Source organism: Micromonospora sp. NPDC002717, assembly GCF_040295705.1.
GTDB lineage: Bacteria > Actinomycetota > Actinomycetes > Mycobacteriales > Micromonosporaceae > Micromonospora.
The window spans coordinates 1-14,609 of the sequence record NZ_JBEOVW010000061.1; the positions used below are offsets into that span (position 1 = coordinate 1).

Annotated in this window: 15 protein-coding genes and 1 pseudogene; 8 read left to right on the forward strand and 8 right to left on the reverse strand. The window is 69.6% G+C overall.

What is annotated here, in order from left to right; all coding sequences use genetic code 11:
- The coding region (locus ABT006_RS34220) for an HAD-IC family P-type ATPase (protein WP_350712617.1) at positions 1 to 921 on the forward strand (921 nt) is incomplete at its 5' end.
- 170 nt (positions 922 to 1,091) lie between these two features.
- Here the strand turns inward: ABT006_RS34220 and ABT006_RS34225 are convergent.
- The 3 genes from ABT006_RS34225 to ABT006_RS34235 all read right to left on the reverse strand — a co-directional run bounded on the left by ABT006_RS34225 (position 1,092) and on the right by ABT006_RS34235 (position 2,443).
- The gene (locus ABT006_RS34225) at positions 1,092 to 1,433 is read right to left on the reverse strand and encodes a WD40/YVTN/BNR-like repeat-containing protein (protein WP_350712618.1); all 342 of its coding nucleotides are present in this window, start codon (positions 1,431 to 1,433) and stop codon (positions 1,092 to 1,094) included.
- A 145-nt stretch (positions 1,434 to 1,578) separates the two neighbouring features.
- A complete protein-coding gene (locus tag ABT006_RS34230) occupies positions 1,579 to 1,875 on the reverse strand; it encodes an NrdH-redoxin (RefSeq protein WP_350712619.1) in 297 nt (98 codons plus the stop codon).
- Between the two features lie 283 nt (positions 1,876 to 2,158).
- Positions 2,159 to 2,443 carry a metal-sensitive transcriptional regulator gene (locus ABT006_RS34235; RefSeq protein ID WP_350712620.1) on the reverse strand — a complete coding sequence of 95 codons (285 nt, stop codon included), beginning with the start codon at positions 2,441 to 2,443 and terminating at the stop codon, positions 2,159 to 2,161.
- Positions 2,444 to 2,621: 178 nt separating this feature from the next.
- Here ABT006_RS34235 and ABT006_RS34240 point away from each other — a divergent pair, with 178 nt between their 5' ends.
- Positions 2,622 to 4,046 carry an MFS transporter gene (locus ABT006_RS34240; RefSeq protein ID WP_350712621.1) on the forward strand — a complete coding sequence of 475 codons (1,425 nt, stop codon included), beginning with the start codon at positions 2,622 to 2,624 and terminating at the stop codon, positions 4,044 to 4,046.
- A 423-nt stretch (positions 4,047 to 4,469) separates the two neighbouring features.
- Here the strand turns inward: ABT006_RS34240 and ABT006_RS34245 are convergent, their stop codons facing one another.
- From ABT006_RS34245 to ABT006_RS34265, 5 genes are all read right to left on the reverse strand, one after another.
- On the reverse strand, positions 4,470 to 5,573 hold the full coding sequence (locus tag ABT006_RS34245) for an endonuclease/exonuclease/phosphatase family protein (protein ID WP_350712622.1): 1,104 nt from the start codon (positions 5,571 to 5,573) through the stop codon (positions 4,470 to 4,472).
- Positions 5,574 to 5,991: 418 nt separating this feature from the next.
- The gene (locus ABT006_RS34250) at positions 5,992 to 8,256 is read right to left on the reverse strand and encodes a heavy metal translocating P-type ATPase (protein WP_350712623.1); all 2,265 of its coding nucleotides are present in this window, start codon (positions 8,254 to 8,256) and stop codon (positions 5,992 to 5,994) included.
- Between the two features lie 12 nt (positions 8,257 to 8,268).
- Positions 8,269 to 9,261, reverse strand: coding sequence for a DUF8832 domain-containing protein (locus ABT006_RS34255; protein ID WP_350712624.1), 993 nt, complete (start codon positions 9,259 to 9,261; stop codon positions 8,269 to 8,271).
- A gap of 2 nt (positions 9,262 to 9,263) precedes the next feature.
- Positions 9,264 to 9,470 carry a heavy-metal-associated domain-containing protein gene (locus tag ABT006_RS34260; RefSeq protein WP_350712625.1) on the reverse strand — a complete coding sequence of 69 codons (207 nt, stop codon included), beginning with the start codon at positions 9,468 to 9,470 and terminating at the stop codon, positions 9,264 to 9,266.
- A 155-nt stretch (positions 9,471 to 9,625) separates the two neighbouring features.
- Positions 9,626 to 10,789, reverse strand: a complete 1,164-nt coding sequence (locus ABT006_RS34265; protein ID WP_350712626.1) for an NAD(P)/FAD-dependent oxidoreductase — start codon at positions 10,787 to 10,789, stop codon at positions 9,626 to 9,628.
- Positions 10,790 to 10,988: 199 nt separating this feature from the next.
- Between ABT006_RS34265 and ABT006_RS34270 the strand changes: the two genes are divergently transcribed.
- From ABT006_RS34270 to ABT006_RS34295, 6 genes and pseudogenes are all read left to right on the forward strand, one after another.
- On the forward strand, positions 10,989 to 11,198 hold the full coding sequence (locus tag ABT006_RS34270) for a heavy-metal-associated domain-containing protein (protein ID WP_350712627.1): 210 nt from the start codon (positions 10,989 to 10,991) through the stop codon (positions 11,196 to 11,198).
- Between the two features lie 143 nt (positions 11,199 to 11,341).
- Positions 11,342 to 11,641, forward strand: coding sequence for a metal-sensitive transcriptional regulator (locus ABT006_RS34275; protein ID WP_350712628.1), 300 nt, complete (start codon positions 11,342 to 11,344; stop codon positions 11,639 to 11,641).
- Positions 11,642 to 12,363: 722 nt separating this feature from the next.
- On the forward strand, positions 12,364 to 13,068 hold the full coding sequence (locus ABT006_RS34280) for a peptidase M23 (RefSeq protein WP_350712629.1): 705 nt from the start codon (positions 12,364 to 12,366) through the stop codon (positions 13,066 to 13,068).
- Between the two features lie 8 nt (positions 13,069 to 13,076).
- A pseudogene (locus tag ABT006_RS34285) lies at positions 13,077 to 13,283 on the forward strand (transposase); the annotation flags it as partial.
- Positions 13,220 to 13,711: a site-specific integrase gene (locus ABT006_RS34290; RefSeq protein ID WP_350712631.1), complete on the forward strand. Its 492-nt coding sequence runs from the start codon at positions 13,220 to 13,222 to the stop codon at positions 13,709 to 13,711. The pseudogene ABT006_RS34285 and the gene ABT006_RS34290, both read left to right, overlap by 64 nt.
- A 273-nt stretch (positions 13,712 to 13,984) precedes the next feature.
- Entirely contained in the window at positions 13,985 to 14,362 is a 378-nt protein-coding gene (locus tag ABT006_RS34295) for a hypothetical protein (protein WP_350712630.1), read from the forward strand.
- The last annotated feature ends 247 nt before the right edge of the window (positions 14,363 to 14,609 follow it).

Genomic DNA, 14,609 nt, shown 5'->3' on the forward strand with positions numbered 1-14,609 from the left:
GGCACGACGGAGGAGGAGGTGTTGCGGATCGCCGGCGCGGTCGAGGCCGACAGCGAACACCCCCTGGCCAAGGCTCTGGTCAAGGTCGCGCAGGAGCGGGGGCTGCGGGCGACCGCCCGGGACTTCCGGTCCCTGCCAGGCCGGGGGGTCCAGGCCGTCGTCGACGGTGCCTCCTGGGCGGTGGGTGGCCCCGCCCTGCTGCGGGAACTCGGCGCGCAGGTTCCCGAGGAGCTGGACACCGTTGCGCGGGGATGGTCGGCCCGTGGTGCGGCGGTGCTGCATCTGATCCGTCTGCCGGAGACCGGCCAGCCGGCCGCGGTGGGTGCGTTCGCCTTGGAGGACGAGGTCCGTCCGGAGGCCCGCCAGGCCATCTCCGACCTGCGCGAACAGGGCGTCAAGAAGATCGTGATGATTACCGGCGACGCCCGTCCGGTTGCCGAGGCGGTCGCCGCCGACCTGGGCTTCCGGCCGGGGGTGGACGAGGTCTTCGCCGAGGTGCTGCCCGCCGACAAGGACCGGGCGGTCGCCGAGCTGCAAGCCCGGGGGCTGACCGTGGCGATGGTCGGCGACGGCGTCAACGACGCCCCCGCCCTGGCCCGCGCCGACGTCGGCCTGGCCATCGGCGCCGGCACCGACGTCGCCATCGAGTCCGCGGGGGTCATCCTGGCCTCGTCGGACCCGCGTGGTGTCACGGGCGTGATCCGGCTGTCCCGCGCGTCGTACCGGAAGATGATCCAGAATCTGGTCTGGGCCGCCGGCTACAACGTGGTGGCGATCCCACTTGCCGCTGGAGCGCTGGCCTGGGCTGGGTTCACGCTCAGCCCGGCGGTCGGTGCGGTGCTGATGTCCGCCTCCACCATCGTGGTGGCGCTGAACGCCCAGCTGCTGCGCCGGGTCAAGCTCACCCCCGGACAGCACTGACACACGCACGAACGGCGGCCCGGTCGGGATGATCCGACCGGGCCGCCGCATTCGCATCAAGGGGTGGAGCCGGTCGGGTTCCGGTTCAGGGCGTCATCGGCCGCCGTGTCACGCCTCCGTCGGCGCTATGCAGCACCCGGCCCTCCTGGGTGGCCAGGTAGATGATGTTTTCATGCAGGGGTGAGGGCGGCCGGGGCAGCCGGAGCGCGGCCGGCGGTCGGCGACCAGGTCGCCGCCGCGTCGACGGAGCGCATCAGTGTGTTGTCCTTCGTGATCGCTACCAGTTCTCGCGGGGACCAGTGCAGAAGGAGCGCTGGTGGGCCGCCGGCCGGAGCCCAGGTGCGGCCGCCGTCGGTGGAGCGGAGGATGCCCTGATCAGTGGTTGCCAGCAGGGTGTCCGGGCGGCTGGGATCGACGGGCACATCGTAGGCATCGATCGTGGAGCGCGTCTGCCAGGTGATCCGATCACTGCTGGCCATCAGGGTTCCGCTGGTGGAATCGAGGCCGTACACGATGACGCCGGAAGAACGCAGCAGGTGGAAGTCGGCCTGTCCAGACAGGGATAGGCTCTGCCAGGAAAGGCCGGCATCGGTGCTGTGGATCAGCCCCAGGTGCGTCGGTCCGTCCTCGCCTGGAGCCGGGGACTGCGCTGATCGGTCAGCCGGTGGGAATGTCGGGTGCGCCCTGTCGTGCGAGGAGGTTGGGGCGCAAGTCCTTGTCGGTGGGCTCGACTAGGTAGCTGCCGTCCGGCTGCGCCAGGGTGGGAACGCGGCGTTGCAGTCGCCTGACGAGCCTTGTCGCGGCCTTGTCCTCGTCGAGGTAGGCGTAGTGGTCGGTGACGCCGGCGGCTTCGCGCATTGCTCTGCTGCGACCGGCGCCGGGACACGATGCGGTGCCGTGGAGCACCAAGTGAACCGGGCGGCCGTTGTGGTGCCCAAGGCTTTCACCGGTCATGTCGGTCTCCTCTCGGCGTAAGGGATGCGATACCGGACGGGGCCGCTTCGTCCGCCGTGACTTCGGGTGACGTCGGCGGGCGCGGCCGGCCCGGGCAGCTGACGAGCCGGTAACCGGCCGGTTGGACGGCGGTCCGGATGTCGGCGGCCTGCAGCGGGGTTGCGCTGGTGACGGCGACCGAGCCGACGCGGCGCCACTGTCGACGGTGGCGAGGCCTCAGCTGGTTTCGCTGGTGCACGCCAGCATCTCCCGGCAACCCGATGGTTGCCGGCGGCAGGAGGGATCAGGAGCGGACAAGTCGGGCGATGGCGTCAGATGCCTCCCGTAGTCTGGCCTGAGGATCCGGGCCGCCGGCCTGGACGGCCGCGACAACGCAGTGGGCCAGGTGCTCGTCGAGCAGCCCAAGCGCGACGCTTTCCAACGCCTTCGTCGCCGCCGAAACCTGGGTGAGGATCTCGGTGCAGTAAACGTCTTCGTCGACCATCCGCTGCAGTCCGCGGACCTGGCCCTCGATGCGACGAAGCCGCCGCAGGTAATCGCCTTTGTCCTTGATGTAGCCGTGGTCCATGCCCTGCCCACCTCTCTGTCGGGCAATCAACATACCCGGCCGGGGTATCCCCGACAAGAGGGCTGCATCCTTGCTTCCCGCAAGGGGATCCGTGGCGAATCGCTTGACACTCTATACCCGTAGGGGGTACACCTTTTCCCGTTACCCATACCCCCCAGGGGCTAGAGGAGTGGTGGAGATGTCAAGCGGATCCAAGCGGTGGTGGGCCCTAGGGCTCATCGCGCTCGCCCAGTTCATGGTCATCATGGACACGTCGATCATCGGCGTCGCACTGCCGCAGATGCAGGCCGATCTCGGCTTCTCACCGGAGAACCTGTCCTGGGTGTTCAACGCCTACGTCGTGGCGTTCGGCGGCCTGCTGCTGCTCGGCGGTCGTCTGTCCGATCTGTTCGGCGCACGGCGCATGTTCACCACGGGCTGGCTGATCCTGCTCGTAGGGTCCGTCGTAGCCGGTCTGGCTGACAGCGTGGCGGTCGAGCTGGCAGCCCGGGCCGTCCAAGGCGTCGGCGCCGCGCTCATCGCGCCGTCGGCGCTGACGCTGCTGATGATGCTCTTCGGCGCCACGCCGAAGGAGCTGACCAAGGCTCTGGCCCTGTACGGGGCAGCGGCACCGGCAGGCGGCACCGCCGGTGTCTTCCTCGGCGGGCTGATCACCGAGTACGTCAGCTGGCCCTGGGTGTTCTACATCAACATCCCGATCGCCGTGCTCGCCGTCCTCGCCACCCCAGCGCTGATGCCCGCCGGCGGCGCCAGCCGCGGTTCCCTCGACATCGCCGGCGGGCTCACCGTCACCGCCGGCCTGGCCGCCGCCGTCTACGCCATCGTGCAGGCGCCGGAGGTGGGCTGGGCCAGCGCCCAGACCTGGCTGGTGCTCGGCGGCGCGGTGGCGTTGCTCGCGGTGTTCCTGGCCATCCAGGCCGGCCGCCGTGAACCGCTGATGCGGCTGTCCATCTTCCGTACGCCGAACCTCGGTGCCGCGAACCTGGCGCAGGTGCTGCTGGGCGGAGCGTGGATCCCCATGTGGTTCTTCCTCAACCTGTACCTGCAGCAGGTCCTCGGCTACAGCGCCTTCCCCAGCGGCGCCGCGCTGCTGCCGATGACCATCCTGATCATGATTGGCATGATCGTCCTCGCCCCACGGGCGATCGCCCGGTTCGGTCCGAAGGCCATGACGGTCACCGGGCTCGCCGTCCTCGCCGTCGGGATGGGGTGGCTGTCGCTGATCCGCCCCGACGGCAACTTCTGGGTCGACGTCCTGCCCGCCTCCCTCGTCGCGGCGCTGGGCATGTCCCTGGCCTTCATTCCCTCCCTGGGCACGGCGATCTCCAGCGCCCGCCCCGAGGAGGGTGGTCTCGCCTCCGGGATTGTCAACACCAGCTACCAGGTCGGGTCCGCGCTCGGCCTGGCGGCGATGACTGCGGTCGCCGCGTCGTTCGGCGCCGACCAGCTCGGGAACCGGCCCGCCCTCACCGACGGGTTCTCCGCCTCCTTCCTCGGTGCAGCCGCCATCGCCGCGCTGGGCGCGGTGCTCGCCGCGCTCACCCTGCGCACCACCACCCGGCAGGAAACCGCCGCCGAGACCCAGCCAACCCCGATCGGCTGACCTCAGCGAACCAACTCAACACCCGCAGCACGTTCGATCGGCTGGCCACCCTCATGCCAGCCGATCGAACACGTGCAGGTGCAGGTGCGAACGACACACCACGATGTGCGAGGGCGTGGTCGACCAGGCGAAGAGGCAGTGCTACCCGAAGCCTGCTTGGCAGGACCCGCTGGGCGCGCCGCGCGGCGCGCCCAAATCTTCACGTCAAGGTTGGTGTGCGAGCCGTACTCCCTACCAGGGCGCGCCGATCTCGGGCTGCGGGCGTGGGCGCCTAGGGCACGTATCGGGTTGTGATCAATGGGTTGTCCGGGTGAGCTCTTATCGCCGACTCGGAGAAGCCGGTGACCCTTGGTCATCATCCTCTATCACGCCTGAGGTGCGCGCTCCCGGATTCCAAGACGGATTCGGAGCTTTACGCGGTGTTCACCAGCTGATGCTGGCCGCCACCGGCAGGTGGTCGCCGCCGGTGGCCGGCAGCACCCAGGAGCTCTCCGGCTTCACGCCGCGGACCAGGATCTGGTCGATCCGCACCAGCGGGAACTTCGCCGGCCAGGTGAAGCCGAAGCCGTTCCCGGCCTCGCTCTGGGCCGAGCGCAACTGCGAGGTGATGCTGGTGAACACGCGGTCGTCCACGGTGCCGTTCAGGTCGCCGAGCAGCACCACCCGCTCGTTCCGCTCGGCGGCGATGGCCTCGCCGAGCGCCTGGGCGTTTCTGTCCCGATGGGTCGTCCAGAAGCCCGCCCTGGGATTCACCCGTACGGACCCCAGGTGGGCCACATACACCGCCAGCGGCCCATGGTCCGTGGCCACCGTGGCGCGCAGCGCCCGGTTGTAGGCCATCTTGATGTCGTCCGGCTTGGTGGCCGCCAGCGGCCCGGCGTCCATCTGGATGTCGACCGGCTGAGTGTCCGACAGCGGCAGCTTGCTCCACAGCCCGACCGTGCCCTGCACCGTGTGGTACGGGTACGCCTTCGCCAGTTCCTTCCCGTACGTGCCTAGGGCCTGCGGGGTCAGCTCCACCAGGGCCAGCACGTCCGCACCGGAGGCGGCCAGGGCGCGGGCGGTGCCGGCCGGGTCGGGGTTGTCGGCGTTGACGTTTTGCTCGGCCACGGTGAGGTCGCCGCCCGGGCGGGACTTGTCGCCAAGCAGCCCGCCGAAGAGGTTCAGCCACACCACGGCCGGCAGCAGCAGCGCGGCCACCGCGGAGGCGGAACGACGCCACAGCGCCGCGATCAGCAGCACGGGGATGAACAGGCCGAACCACGGCAGGAAGGTCTCCACCAGGCTTCCGAGGCCGCCGCGGTCCGTGATCTGCGCGTGCAGCAGCAGGATCAGGCCGAGCAGCAGCGCCAGCGCCGCGAGCACCAGGCCGCGCTTCCAGGGGCTCGGCCGGGAGGCGGCGCCTATCGCCCGGCGGATGCGCGCGTGCCAAGTCCCGGCGCCGGTATCCCGGCGGCCGGCGTCGCCCTGCCCGGTCTCCGCCGTGTTCACCTGCGCCATCGACTGCCCCCGCTCACCGCCGGTCACTGCTGCATCCTATTCTTGATCAACGGGTTGTCCGCGTGAGCACCTTTTTCAGATCACCGAGGCGCGCAGGTGGAGGCCGGCGAGGTAGCTCTCGGGGTCTTGTCGTAGCGGGTTGCGATGCCTCGCCAGACCGATCTTCCTGCCGGCACCCCGGTGAGCGGGAAGCTTGTCGACGCGGTCCTCTCACCGTGGCTTTCGAAATTTCTCCGGCCGTAAGGATCCGCTTACGACATAGGTGGCGTACGGCACTGGGCGCGCCCTGGCGAGGGACGTGAACACTCCATGCCAGCTGTCGGCTCCGCCTGAGAAAATCCAGCCGGCGTTGGCACAGCGGCGTCGACACTCTGGGCTTCGTCAGCAATACGCCCCGCGCCGCTGCCACCTCGGCGGGTGGCAGCGGCGCGGGGCGGTGGTTCTGTTACTGGACGGTGGTGAAGCGGCGCAGTCGTAGGCTGTTGGCGACGACGAAGACCGAGGAGAAGGCCATCGCGGCGCCGGCGATCATGGGGTTGAGTAGCCCGGCTGCCGCCAGTGGCAGGGCGGCGACGTTGTAGGCGAAGGCCCAGAACAAGTTGCTCTTGATGGTTCGCAGGGTGCGGCGGGAGAGCCGGATCGCGTCCACGGCGGCCATCAGGTCGCCCCGGACCAGGGTCAGGTCGGACGCCTCGATCGCCACGTCGGTCCCCGTGCCCATGGCAAGACCGAGATCGGCCTGGGCCAGGGCAGCGGCGTCGTTGACTCCGTCGCCAACCATTGCCACGACCTTGCCCTCTGCTTGGAGCCGCTTGACCGCGTCGACCTTGTCGGCGGGCAGCACCTCGGCGATGACCTGGTCGATGCCGACCTCGGCTGCCACTGTTCGGGCGACGGTGGTGTTGTCGCCGGTGAGCAGCACCGGGGTCATCCCGAGCGCACGGAGCTTTGCAATCGCCTCCTTGCTGGTGGGTTTGACCACGTCCGCAACGGCCAGCACTCCCCGTGCAGTGCCGTCCCAGCCGACCACGATCGCGGTCCGCCCGGCCGCCTCCGCGGCGGCGGTGGCCCGCTCGATGTCGACCGGCACCTGCCAGCCCTGTTCGCCAAGCAGCCGCAGCCGGCCGACGAGCATGTCGTGACCGTCGACGGTGCCGCGTACGCCGAGGCCTTCCAGGTTGCCGAAGTCGGACACCTGCGGCAGCGTGCCGTGCTGCTCGGCGGCGGCGCGGGCGACTGCCTGCGCGATCGGGTGCTCCGAGGCTGCCTCGACGGCTCCGGCGAGGCGTACCAGTTCGTCGCTGTCCTGCCCGTCCACGGCGATGGCCTCGACGAGGGTCATCTGGCCGGTGGTGACGGTGCCGGTCTTGTCCAGCACCACCGTGTCGATCCTGCGCGTCGACTCCAGCACCTCAGGCCCCTTGATCAGAATGCCGAGCTGGGCGCCGCGGCCGGTGCCGACCAGCAGGGCGGTCGGGGTGGCCAGGCCGAGGGCGCACGGGCAGGCGATGATCAGGACCGCGACCGCGGCGGTGAACGCGGCAGTCAGCCCGGCGTCGGCGCCAATCCACCAGCCCAGGGTGCCCGCCGCGAGGGCGATCACGATCGGCACGAACACGCCGGAGATGCGGTCCGCCAGGCGCTGTACGGCTGCCTTGCCGGTCTGCGCCTGCTCGACCAGCTTGGCCATCTGGGCCAGCTGCGTGTCGGCGCCGACCCGGGTTGCCCGTACCACCAGGCGGCCGCCGGCGTTGACCGTCGCCCCGACCACCGCGTCACCAGGGCTGACCTCGACGGGGACGGACTCGCCGGTCAGCATGCTGGCGTCGACCGCAGAGGTGCCTTCCTCGACCACGCCGTCGGTGGCGATCTTCTCTCCTGGACGTACGACGAACCGGTCTCCCACCGTCAGCTCGGCGACCGGCACGCGGATCTCCACCCCGTCACGAAGCACCGCGACGTCCTTGGCGCCGAGCTCGAGCAGGGCCCGCAGCGCCGCGCCGGCGCGGCGCTTGGACCGGGCCTCGAAGTACCGGCCAGCGAGGATGAACGTCGTGACACCGGCGGCGGCCTCCAGGTAGATGTTGCCCGCCCCGTCGCTGGGGCCGATGTCGAGGCTGAACGGGTGCGTCATGCCCGGCGTGCCGGCGGTGCCGAAGAACAGCGCCCACAGCGACCAGGCGAACGCCGCCAGGGTGCCTATCGAGATCAAGGTGTCCATGGTGGCCGCACCGTGGCGCAGGTTCGTCCACGCGGCCTTGTGGAACGGCAGCGCACCCCACACCACGACGGGTGCGGCGAGGGTCAGGGACAGCCACTGCCAGTTGGTGAACTGCAGCGCTGGCACCATCGCCATCGCGACCACCGGCACCGACAGCGCCAGCGACACCCACAGCCGGGTCCGTAGCCCGCTCAACTCATCGGCCGCGGGTGTCTCCTCGACGGGTCCCTCGCCGGGCGGCTGGGGCGGCGTTGGCAACCGGGCGGTGTAGCCGGTCTTCTCCACCGTCGTGATCAGATCGGCCGGCGTCAGGCCGTCGGGGAAGGTCACGCTCGCCTTTTCGGTGGCGTAGTTGACCGTGGCGGTGACCCCGTCCATGCGATTGAGCTTCTTCTCGATGCGAGAGGCGCAGGAGGCACAGGTCATCCCCCCGATCGACAGTTCGATCTGATTCGGCGCCACCTGCAAGCGGTTACCGACGGATGTCATGTCGTTGTCTCCTTACCCGTGGGTGTGGCCCGGCCCGCCGTGACCGGCGGACGTGGTGGGCGCCGGTGTGGCGGCACTCGACGCGGTTCCGGCCGGGCCGGCCTGTCCGGCCACCGCGGTGAACGCGACGGTGCGGACCTTCCCGCCGTGCTGGAAGTCCAGGAACAACCGGTAGGCGCCGGCGGACGGGACCTCGGTGTGGAAGGTGACCTGCGGCCCGGCCGCCGTACGCCCGTCGCCGGGCGTGCCGTCGGGGTGCACGTGCAAGTACGCCAGATCACCGTCGCGCAACGCCACCAGGTGCCCGTAGGCGCCGAGGTACGGCTCCAAGTCGGTCACCGGCCGCCCGTCCTTGTTGACCGACAGGGTCAGTGTCGAGGACCCGCCTGGCGTGAGGTCGCCGTCAAGCGTGACGGCGTAACCGTCAATGGTCGCGGTGCGGGCCGGGGTCGGCAGCGACGCCGGGCGGTAGTCACCCGGTGCCGGCACGTCCACGCCGAGGGTCAGCCCGTCGGCGTGCCCGTCAGGCTGGAAGTCGGCGAATACCCGGTACTGCCCGGGCGCGGCGACCGCGATCGGCACCGACCAGGTGCCGTCGGCAGCCAGCGTCGGATGCAGGTGCTGGAAGCCGGCCAGGTCCCGGCGCACCACGATCAGGTGCAGATCCTTGTCGTGGCTGGTCACATACCGGGTGACCGGGGCGCCGTCCGCGCCCAGCACTCGGAAGCGGAACTCCTCAGGCGCACCAGTGGCCAGGGTCGCGGACACCGGCGCGAGCCGGTAACCATCCTGGGTCACCTGCAGGCCGGCCGGCAGCTGCCCACCCCCGCCGTCCTCCCCGGCAGTGCTGTGCTCCCCGGCACCGGCGTTGCCGCCGGCGTGAACGTCGTCGTGTGACGCCGGCGCGGCCGGGGCCGTCCCGGCCACATCTCCGGCCCCGAGGGCGGCCGTGAACACCGCCGCCAAACCCAGCGCGTACGCGCCCAGCTTCATCGAAGTTCGCATGACTACCTTCCCAGTTCGTAGCCGGCCTCGTCGACCGCCGCGGCGACCGCCGCGTCGTCCAGCGGCCGATCGCTGGTGACGGTCGCGGTGCCGTTGGTCAGATCCACCTGCACGTCCGTGACGCCGGGGATCTTGCCGATCTCCGACCCGACGGAGTTGACGCAGTGCGAGCACGTCATGCCGATAACGGTGTAGGTCCTGGTCTCCATGACGACCGTCCTTCTGTTGATGTCGATGACACTCGCGGCTCGGCGGCCCGAGCCGCCGTCCGCCCGATGTCGATAGATTACCGATACCCCCTGGGGGTATCAAGTCCCGGTCTCGGTGATCGGGACCACGCTCGGGTCTGCCCCGTGCGGGTAGCTCACAGCTCCAGTGGGTTGCCCGCCGCGACACCCCGCTTCAGGCGGACGAAGTCTTTTGGCGAGTTCACCGCCACCGCGCCGACTAGCAGGCCGTTGGCGGTGAAACCGACCGAGAACTGGTCGTCCTCGAAGGTTCCGGTGACCAGCTTCGCCTCCTCGGCCAGATGCGGCAGGCCGGCGATCTGGATCCGTGCGCCGTGCACGTTCGTGGCGAACGAGGGCACATCCGCGAACGGCGTGGCGTGCTCTGGCCCGGCCAGCAGGTTCAGCGCGGCCACCGCACCCTGGTCATTGGCGTTGGCCCAGTGCTCGACCCGGACCAAGGTGTTGCCGAACAACTGGTGTGGCCAGCGGGCCACGTCCCCGGCGGCCACGATGTCGTCCGCGCCCCGGGCATGCAGAGTCGGCTCACACACCACGCCGTTCTCAACGGTGAGACCGCTACCGTCCAGCCATTCGGTATTGGGCACCACGCCCATGCCGGCGACCACGAGGTCTGCCGGAATCACCTCTCCGTCCGCAAGCCGTACGCCGGCGAGCCGCGTCGTGCCGTGAAAGCCGGTGACACGCACGCCAGAGACAAGGTCCACGCCGTTGCGGCGGTGATGAGCGCCCAGCCAGCGGGCGGCATCGGCGCCCAGGGCGGCGAGCATGGGGTGCGCCGCGCTGTCGACGACCGTGACCACATGACCGAGGGACCGCGCGGTCGAGGCGAACTCGCCGCCTATGAAGCCGCCGCCGATCACCACGACCCGCCGCTGGCGTTCTGCCAGGGCGGCGCGCAGAGCGAGCGCGTCTTCGAGTGTCCGCAGCGTGTGCACGCCAGCCGGGTGCTCGGCCAGCCGCCGCGGCCGGGCTCCGGTCGCGATGACGAGGCCGTCATAGGGAACCACCGTGCCGTCATCTACGACCACCGCCCTGTCGACGGTGTCCAGGCGCACCGCCGTCCTGCCGCGTAGCCAACGCCCGTCGAACTCCTCCGCCCCGGGCAAGACGACATCGTCGTCGCCCCGCAGAACGCTCTTGGACAGCGGCGGCCGGTTGTACGGGTCGTGCGGCTCCGCGCCGATCAGCGTCACTTCACCCGCAAAGCCCTCTCTGCGCAGAGCCTGAACGGCACGCAGCCCGGCCAGCGACGCCCCGACCACGACAATCTTGTCCACCTCGCACCTCCATGCGTCATACCCCCTCTGGGTAGCCGACAGCATATACACGTAGGGGGGAGGGGTATGTGTCGCCGGCAAGCGGCAGGCGACACGTTGCGGCGAATGCCCCTGCCTCGCCGTGGTTGCGAAGGCATCTGCCATGACGTACGGTCGGACGAACAGATACCCCTGCCGGGTATGAGTGAGGAGTGCGATCGTGAGTACAACCGTGTACAAGGTCACCGGCATGACCTGCAACAGCTGCGCCAACAAGGTCAAGAACCTGCTCAGTGAGCTGGACGGCGTCGACGCCGTCGAGGTGGACCTGGCCGCCGGCCGCGCCACGCTGCGGGCGGACCACGGCGTCGATGATGCCCGCGTCGTCGAGACACTCGAAGAAGCCGGGTACGAGGCGGCTCGGGCCTGACCGTGGCCCCGGCCCAGGTCGACGCCGCGCTCCCGCCCCTGTCGGCAGTGCGGCGTCGGCCTGGATGCCGACCCAATGACCGCTGTCCCGCCGACGGCAAGACTGACTGGGAATACCCCCGGGGGGTTGGCTATAGTTGGCGGATGACCGCCACGCCAACCCCGACCCGGGGATACACCGCCAGCAAGGACCAACTGCTCGCGCGGCTGCGCCGCGTCGAGGGGCAGGTCCGCGGCATCGAGAAGATGGTCGATGACGACCGCTACTGCATCGACGTGCTCACGCAGATCTCCGCGATCCAGGCCGCCCTGGACAAGGTCGCCCTCGGCCTGCTCGACGGGCACGCCCGGCACTGCATGCACGAAGGGGCGGCGGAAGGCCGGGCCGACGAGATGGCCACCGAGATGATGGCCGCCGTCGGCCGCCTCATGAAGCGCGGCTGACCGCCAAGCAGCAAACATCAGGGCACGCACTGGCAGCATCGCGGATCGAGCGGGTCCCAGGGGCGCTGCGTCATGGGCGCTGCGATGCAGAGGCAAGCGTAGAAACGACCAGGCGCTTACCCCGCCTGCCGAAGGCTTCGTATACGGCGCCGGACTCAATCCGGCAGGACGAGCATCTACGTCATCGCCGCCCCGTGCCCCTACCGCACGCTTGTCTGGGCCGTGGTCATCCCGGTGGTGGGAAGCGGTGATCAAATAGGGTGAATGCGCTGATTTGCTATCGGTCTTGTCGTGAACGGTTGAACCCGATATCACCCGAAAGGCTGAGTTAGTCGATCATCTGGAGGTGCTTCGCCTCCTGCGGGGGTTCCTGCCCTGCCGTGCTGGGCGCCGAAAGAATGACCGGTTTGCCCAGACGGCGCGGGTTCTCCTCGTCGCTGCCGAAGCGGCCCTGGGGCTCCGGTTGTCGATGGGAAAGTGTGGCCAGAGCCACATGATCACCCTATGTAATCGCTGCAGCTCTTGCCTAGCCTCGTCGGATGCGTAACGACGGCAACCTCGACGACCATCACGGCCTCGGCGGACCGGCTGACCGTTCGGACGATGTTCCCTCCATCGATCAGCCGGCCAGTGGATTCAAGCCCCGACTCTCCAATGCCCTGTCGCGGCTCGCAGGCCTCGCCGGTCTCGATAACCGGGCCGACCGGCGGCGCCTTAACCGGATGGCGATCGTCAGCGGTGCGGCCTGCTGCCTCGGCCTGGTCGGCTTCACCCTGATTCCCGCCAACCCCGCCGACCAGTCACCAGCCCCCGACCAGCGCGCCGAGATCGCCCAGCGGGCGGAAGCGGACGCCGCCTCCCGCGGAATGGCCCGCGAGTCCGCCGCCCCGGTCACCGAAAGCCCAACCCCCTCAAGCTCCCCGTCGGCGACGGCCGAGCCCACCCCCTCGGTCACGGCGACCGCGAAGCCCAAGCCGAAGCCGAAGCCGATCACCCCGGTCGCCGGGCTGGACAAGGCGCAGATGGACAACGCGACGACGATCGTCCGCACCGGCCAGAAGATGGATGTCCCCCGCCGGGCGCTCGTCATCGCGGTAGCCACGGCGATGCAGGAGAGCAACCTGTACAACTACGCCAGCGGCGTGCTGCCGGAGTCGCAGAACTATCCGCACCAGGCGATCGGCTGGGACCACGACTCGGTCGGGCTCTTCCAGCAGCGGCCCAGTACCGGCTGGGGCGCTGTTCCGGACCTGATGAAGCCCGAGTACGCCACCCGGCAGTTCCTCACCGCCCTGTTGGAGGTCCCCGGCTGGCAGGATCTTCCGTTGACCGTCGCCGCGCAGACGGTGCAGGTGTCGGCGTTCGGGTGGCTGTACGCCCAGCACGAGTGGCGGGCCACCGAGGTTGTGGACGCCGTCCTTTCCTGACAGCCGCCCGTGCGGCCCGCCTGGTCATCTCCGACGCCCACGCCGGCCTGGTGCAGGCTATCGGCGCGGCCTTGCCCGGAGCCGCGTGGCAGAGATGCCGAACCCATTACCTGCGAAACCTGCTCACCAAAGTCCCGAAGTCCGCGCAGCCGTGGATCGCCACCCTCGTCCGCACGATCTTCGACCAGCCCGACGCCGACGCCGTCCGCGAACGCGCTGGCAACCCGTCACCCCGACCCTCGCCGAACGCCTCCAAGAACACGCCCACGCCCGGGACACGGTCCTGCCCACCGACCGGCTGCTGCGCTACCGCAACGGCCAACCGATCAGCAGCCGCCGCTACGACCACCTCTGGAAACGCATCGGCGAACGCCTGCCCTCGGTCGCCGCGCAGAGCATCTCCACCCACTGGCTGCGCCACACCACCCTCACCTGGGTGGAACGCCACTTCGGCTACGGCGTAGCCCACGCCTACGCCGGCCACACCGACCGCCGCGGACCCGCCACCACCACCTACATCAAGGCCGACCTGCACGCCGTCGCCACCGCTCTCGCCGCCATGACCGGCCAACCACACCCCGCTCGCCACCATCGCCCCTACACCCGAGAGGTAGGCGACGGTCGCTACGCGACCAGCGGATGAAACCATCACCCCCGGTTCCACGCGCTCCAGGACACCACCCCATTCCTACTCGGGCTGACCTGTGGCAAGGGCTGCTTCCGAGCAGCGGTGCTTCGACCGCTTCCGACAATGATGTGCCGAGTGCATATCCGAACGGGCATCATCACCTTCGTTGTAGCCGCCGCGGTCGGTATGACTGGTTGTGCCAGTAGCGACGAATCAGGTGCGAACACCACCGGCTCCTCCCGGCCCCGGCCAGCGCCCCAGCTCCGAGTCCTGCCGCCGGCGCCCCCTGTGAAGCTCGACGCCAAGGCGGTGCTCACAAAGCTGACTGCGGCAAGAATCGGGCTTACTCACGGCGTCGTGCAGGACGAAGACACCGATCCGAACAACCTGCTCGGGCGGCCGAACGGCTATACCTCACGAGCGTCTGCCGACCTGCCCGGTGGTGACACCACCGGCGACAAGTACGGCATCGACCGAGGCCTCGTGATCGAGGTCATCCCGTCCGCCGGCGAGGCAGATCGACGCTCGACGTACGATGACTGCGGCGAGTTGCATGCCGGCGGCTATACGCGTACCGAGCGGCACGGCGGCGAGGACTGCGATGGCCCCGACGGCCCGGCTAGGGAGCAGCCCGAGGCGCAGGCCGCCGGATGTCGGGGAGTGTGAATCTAACGGAGACCTCTCTGTTGCCGACGCCTTGATGGATGACATAGAAAGTGCCGGTAGCGAGACAACTTCTTCGCCCGACGCCTTGATGTATTGGCTGGCGCCCGCGACTGGCTGGCGCCCCAGCCGAGCAGCGTCGGTTCGCGGCCCTTGTCTAAAGGACGTCTCGTAACTCGGTGAAGGCGTTGCCCGGCAACGGTGTTGGTGTCACCCCGCGAGGATGATGTTGTGGAGGTGGGCGATGCCG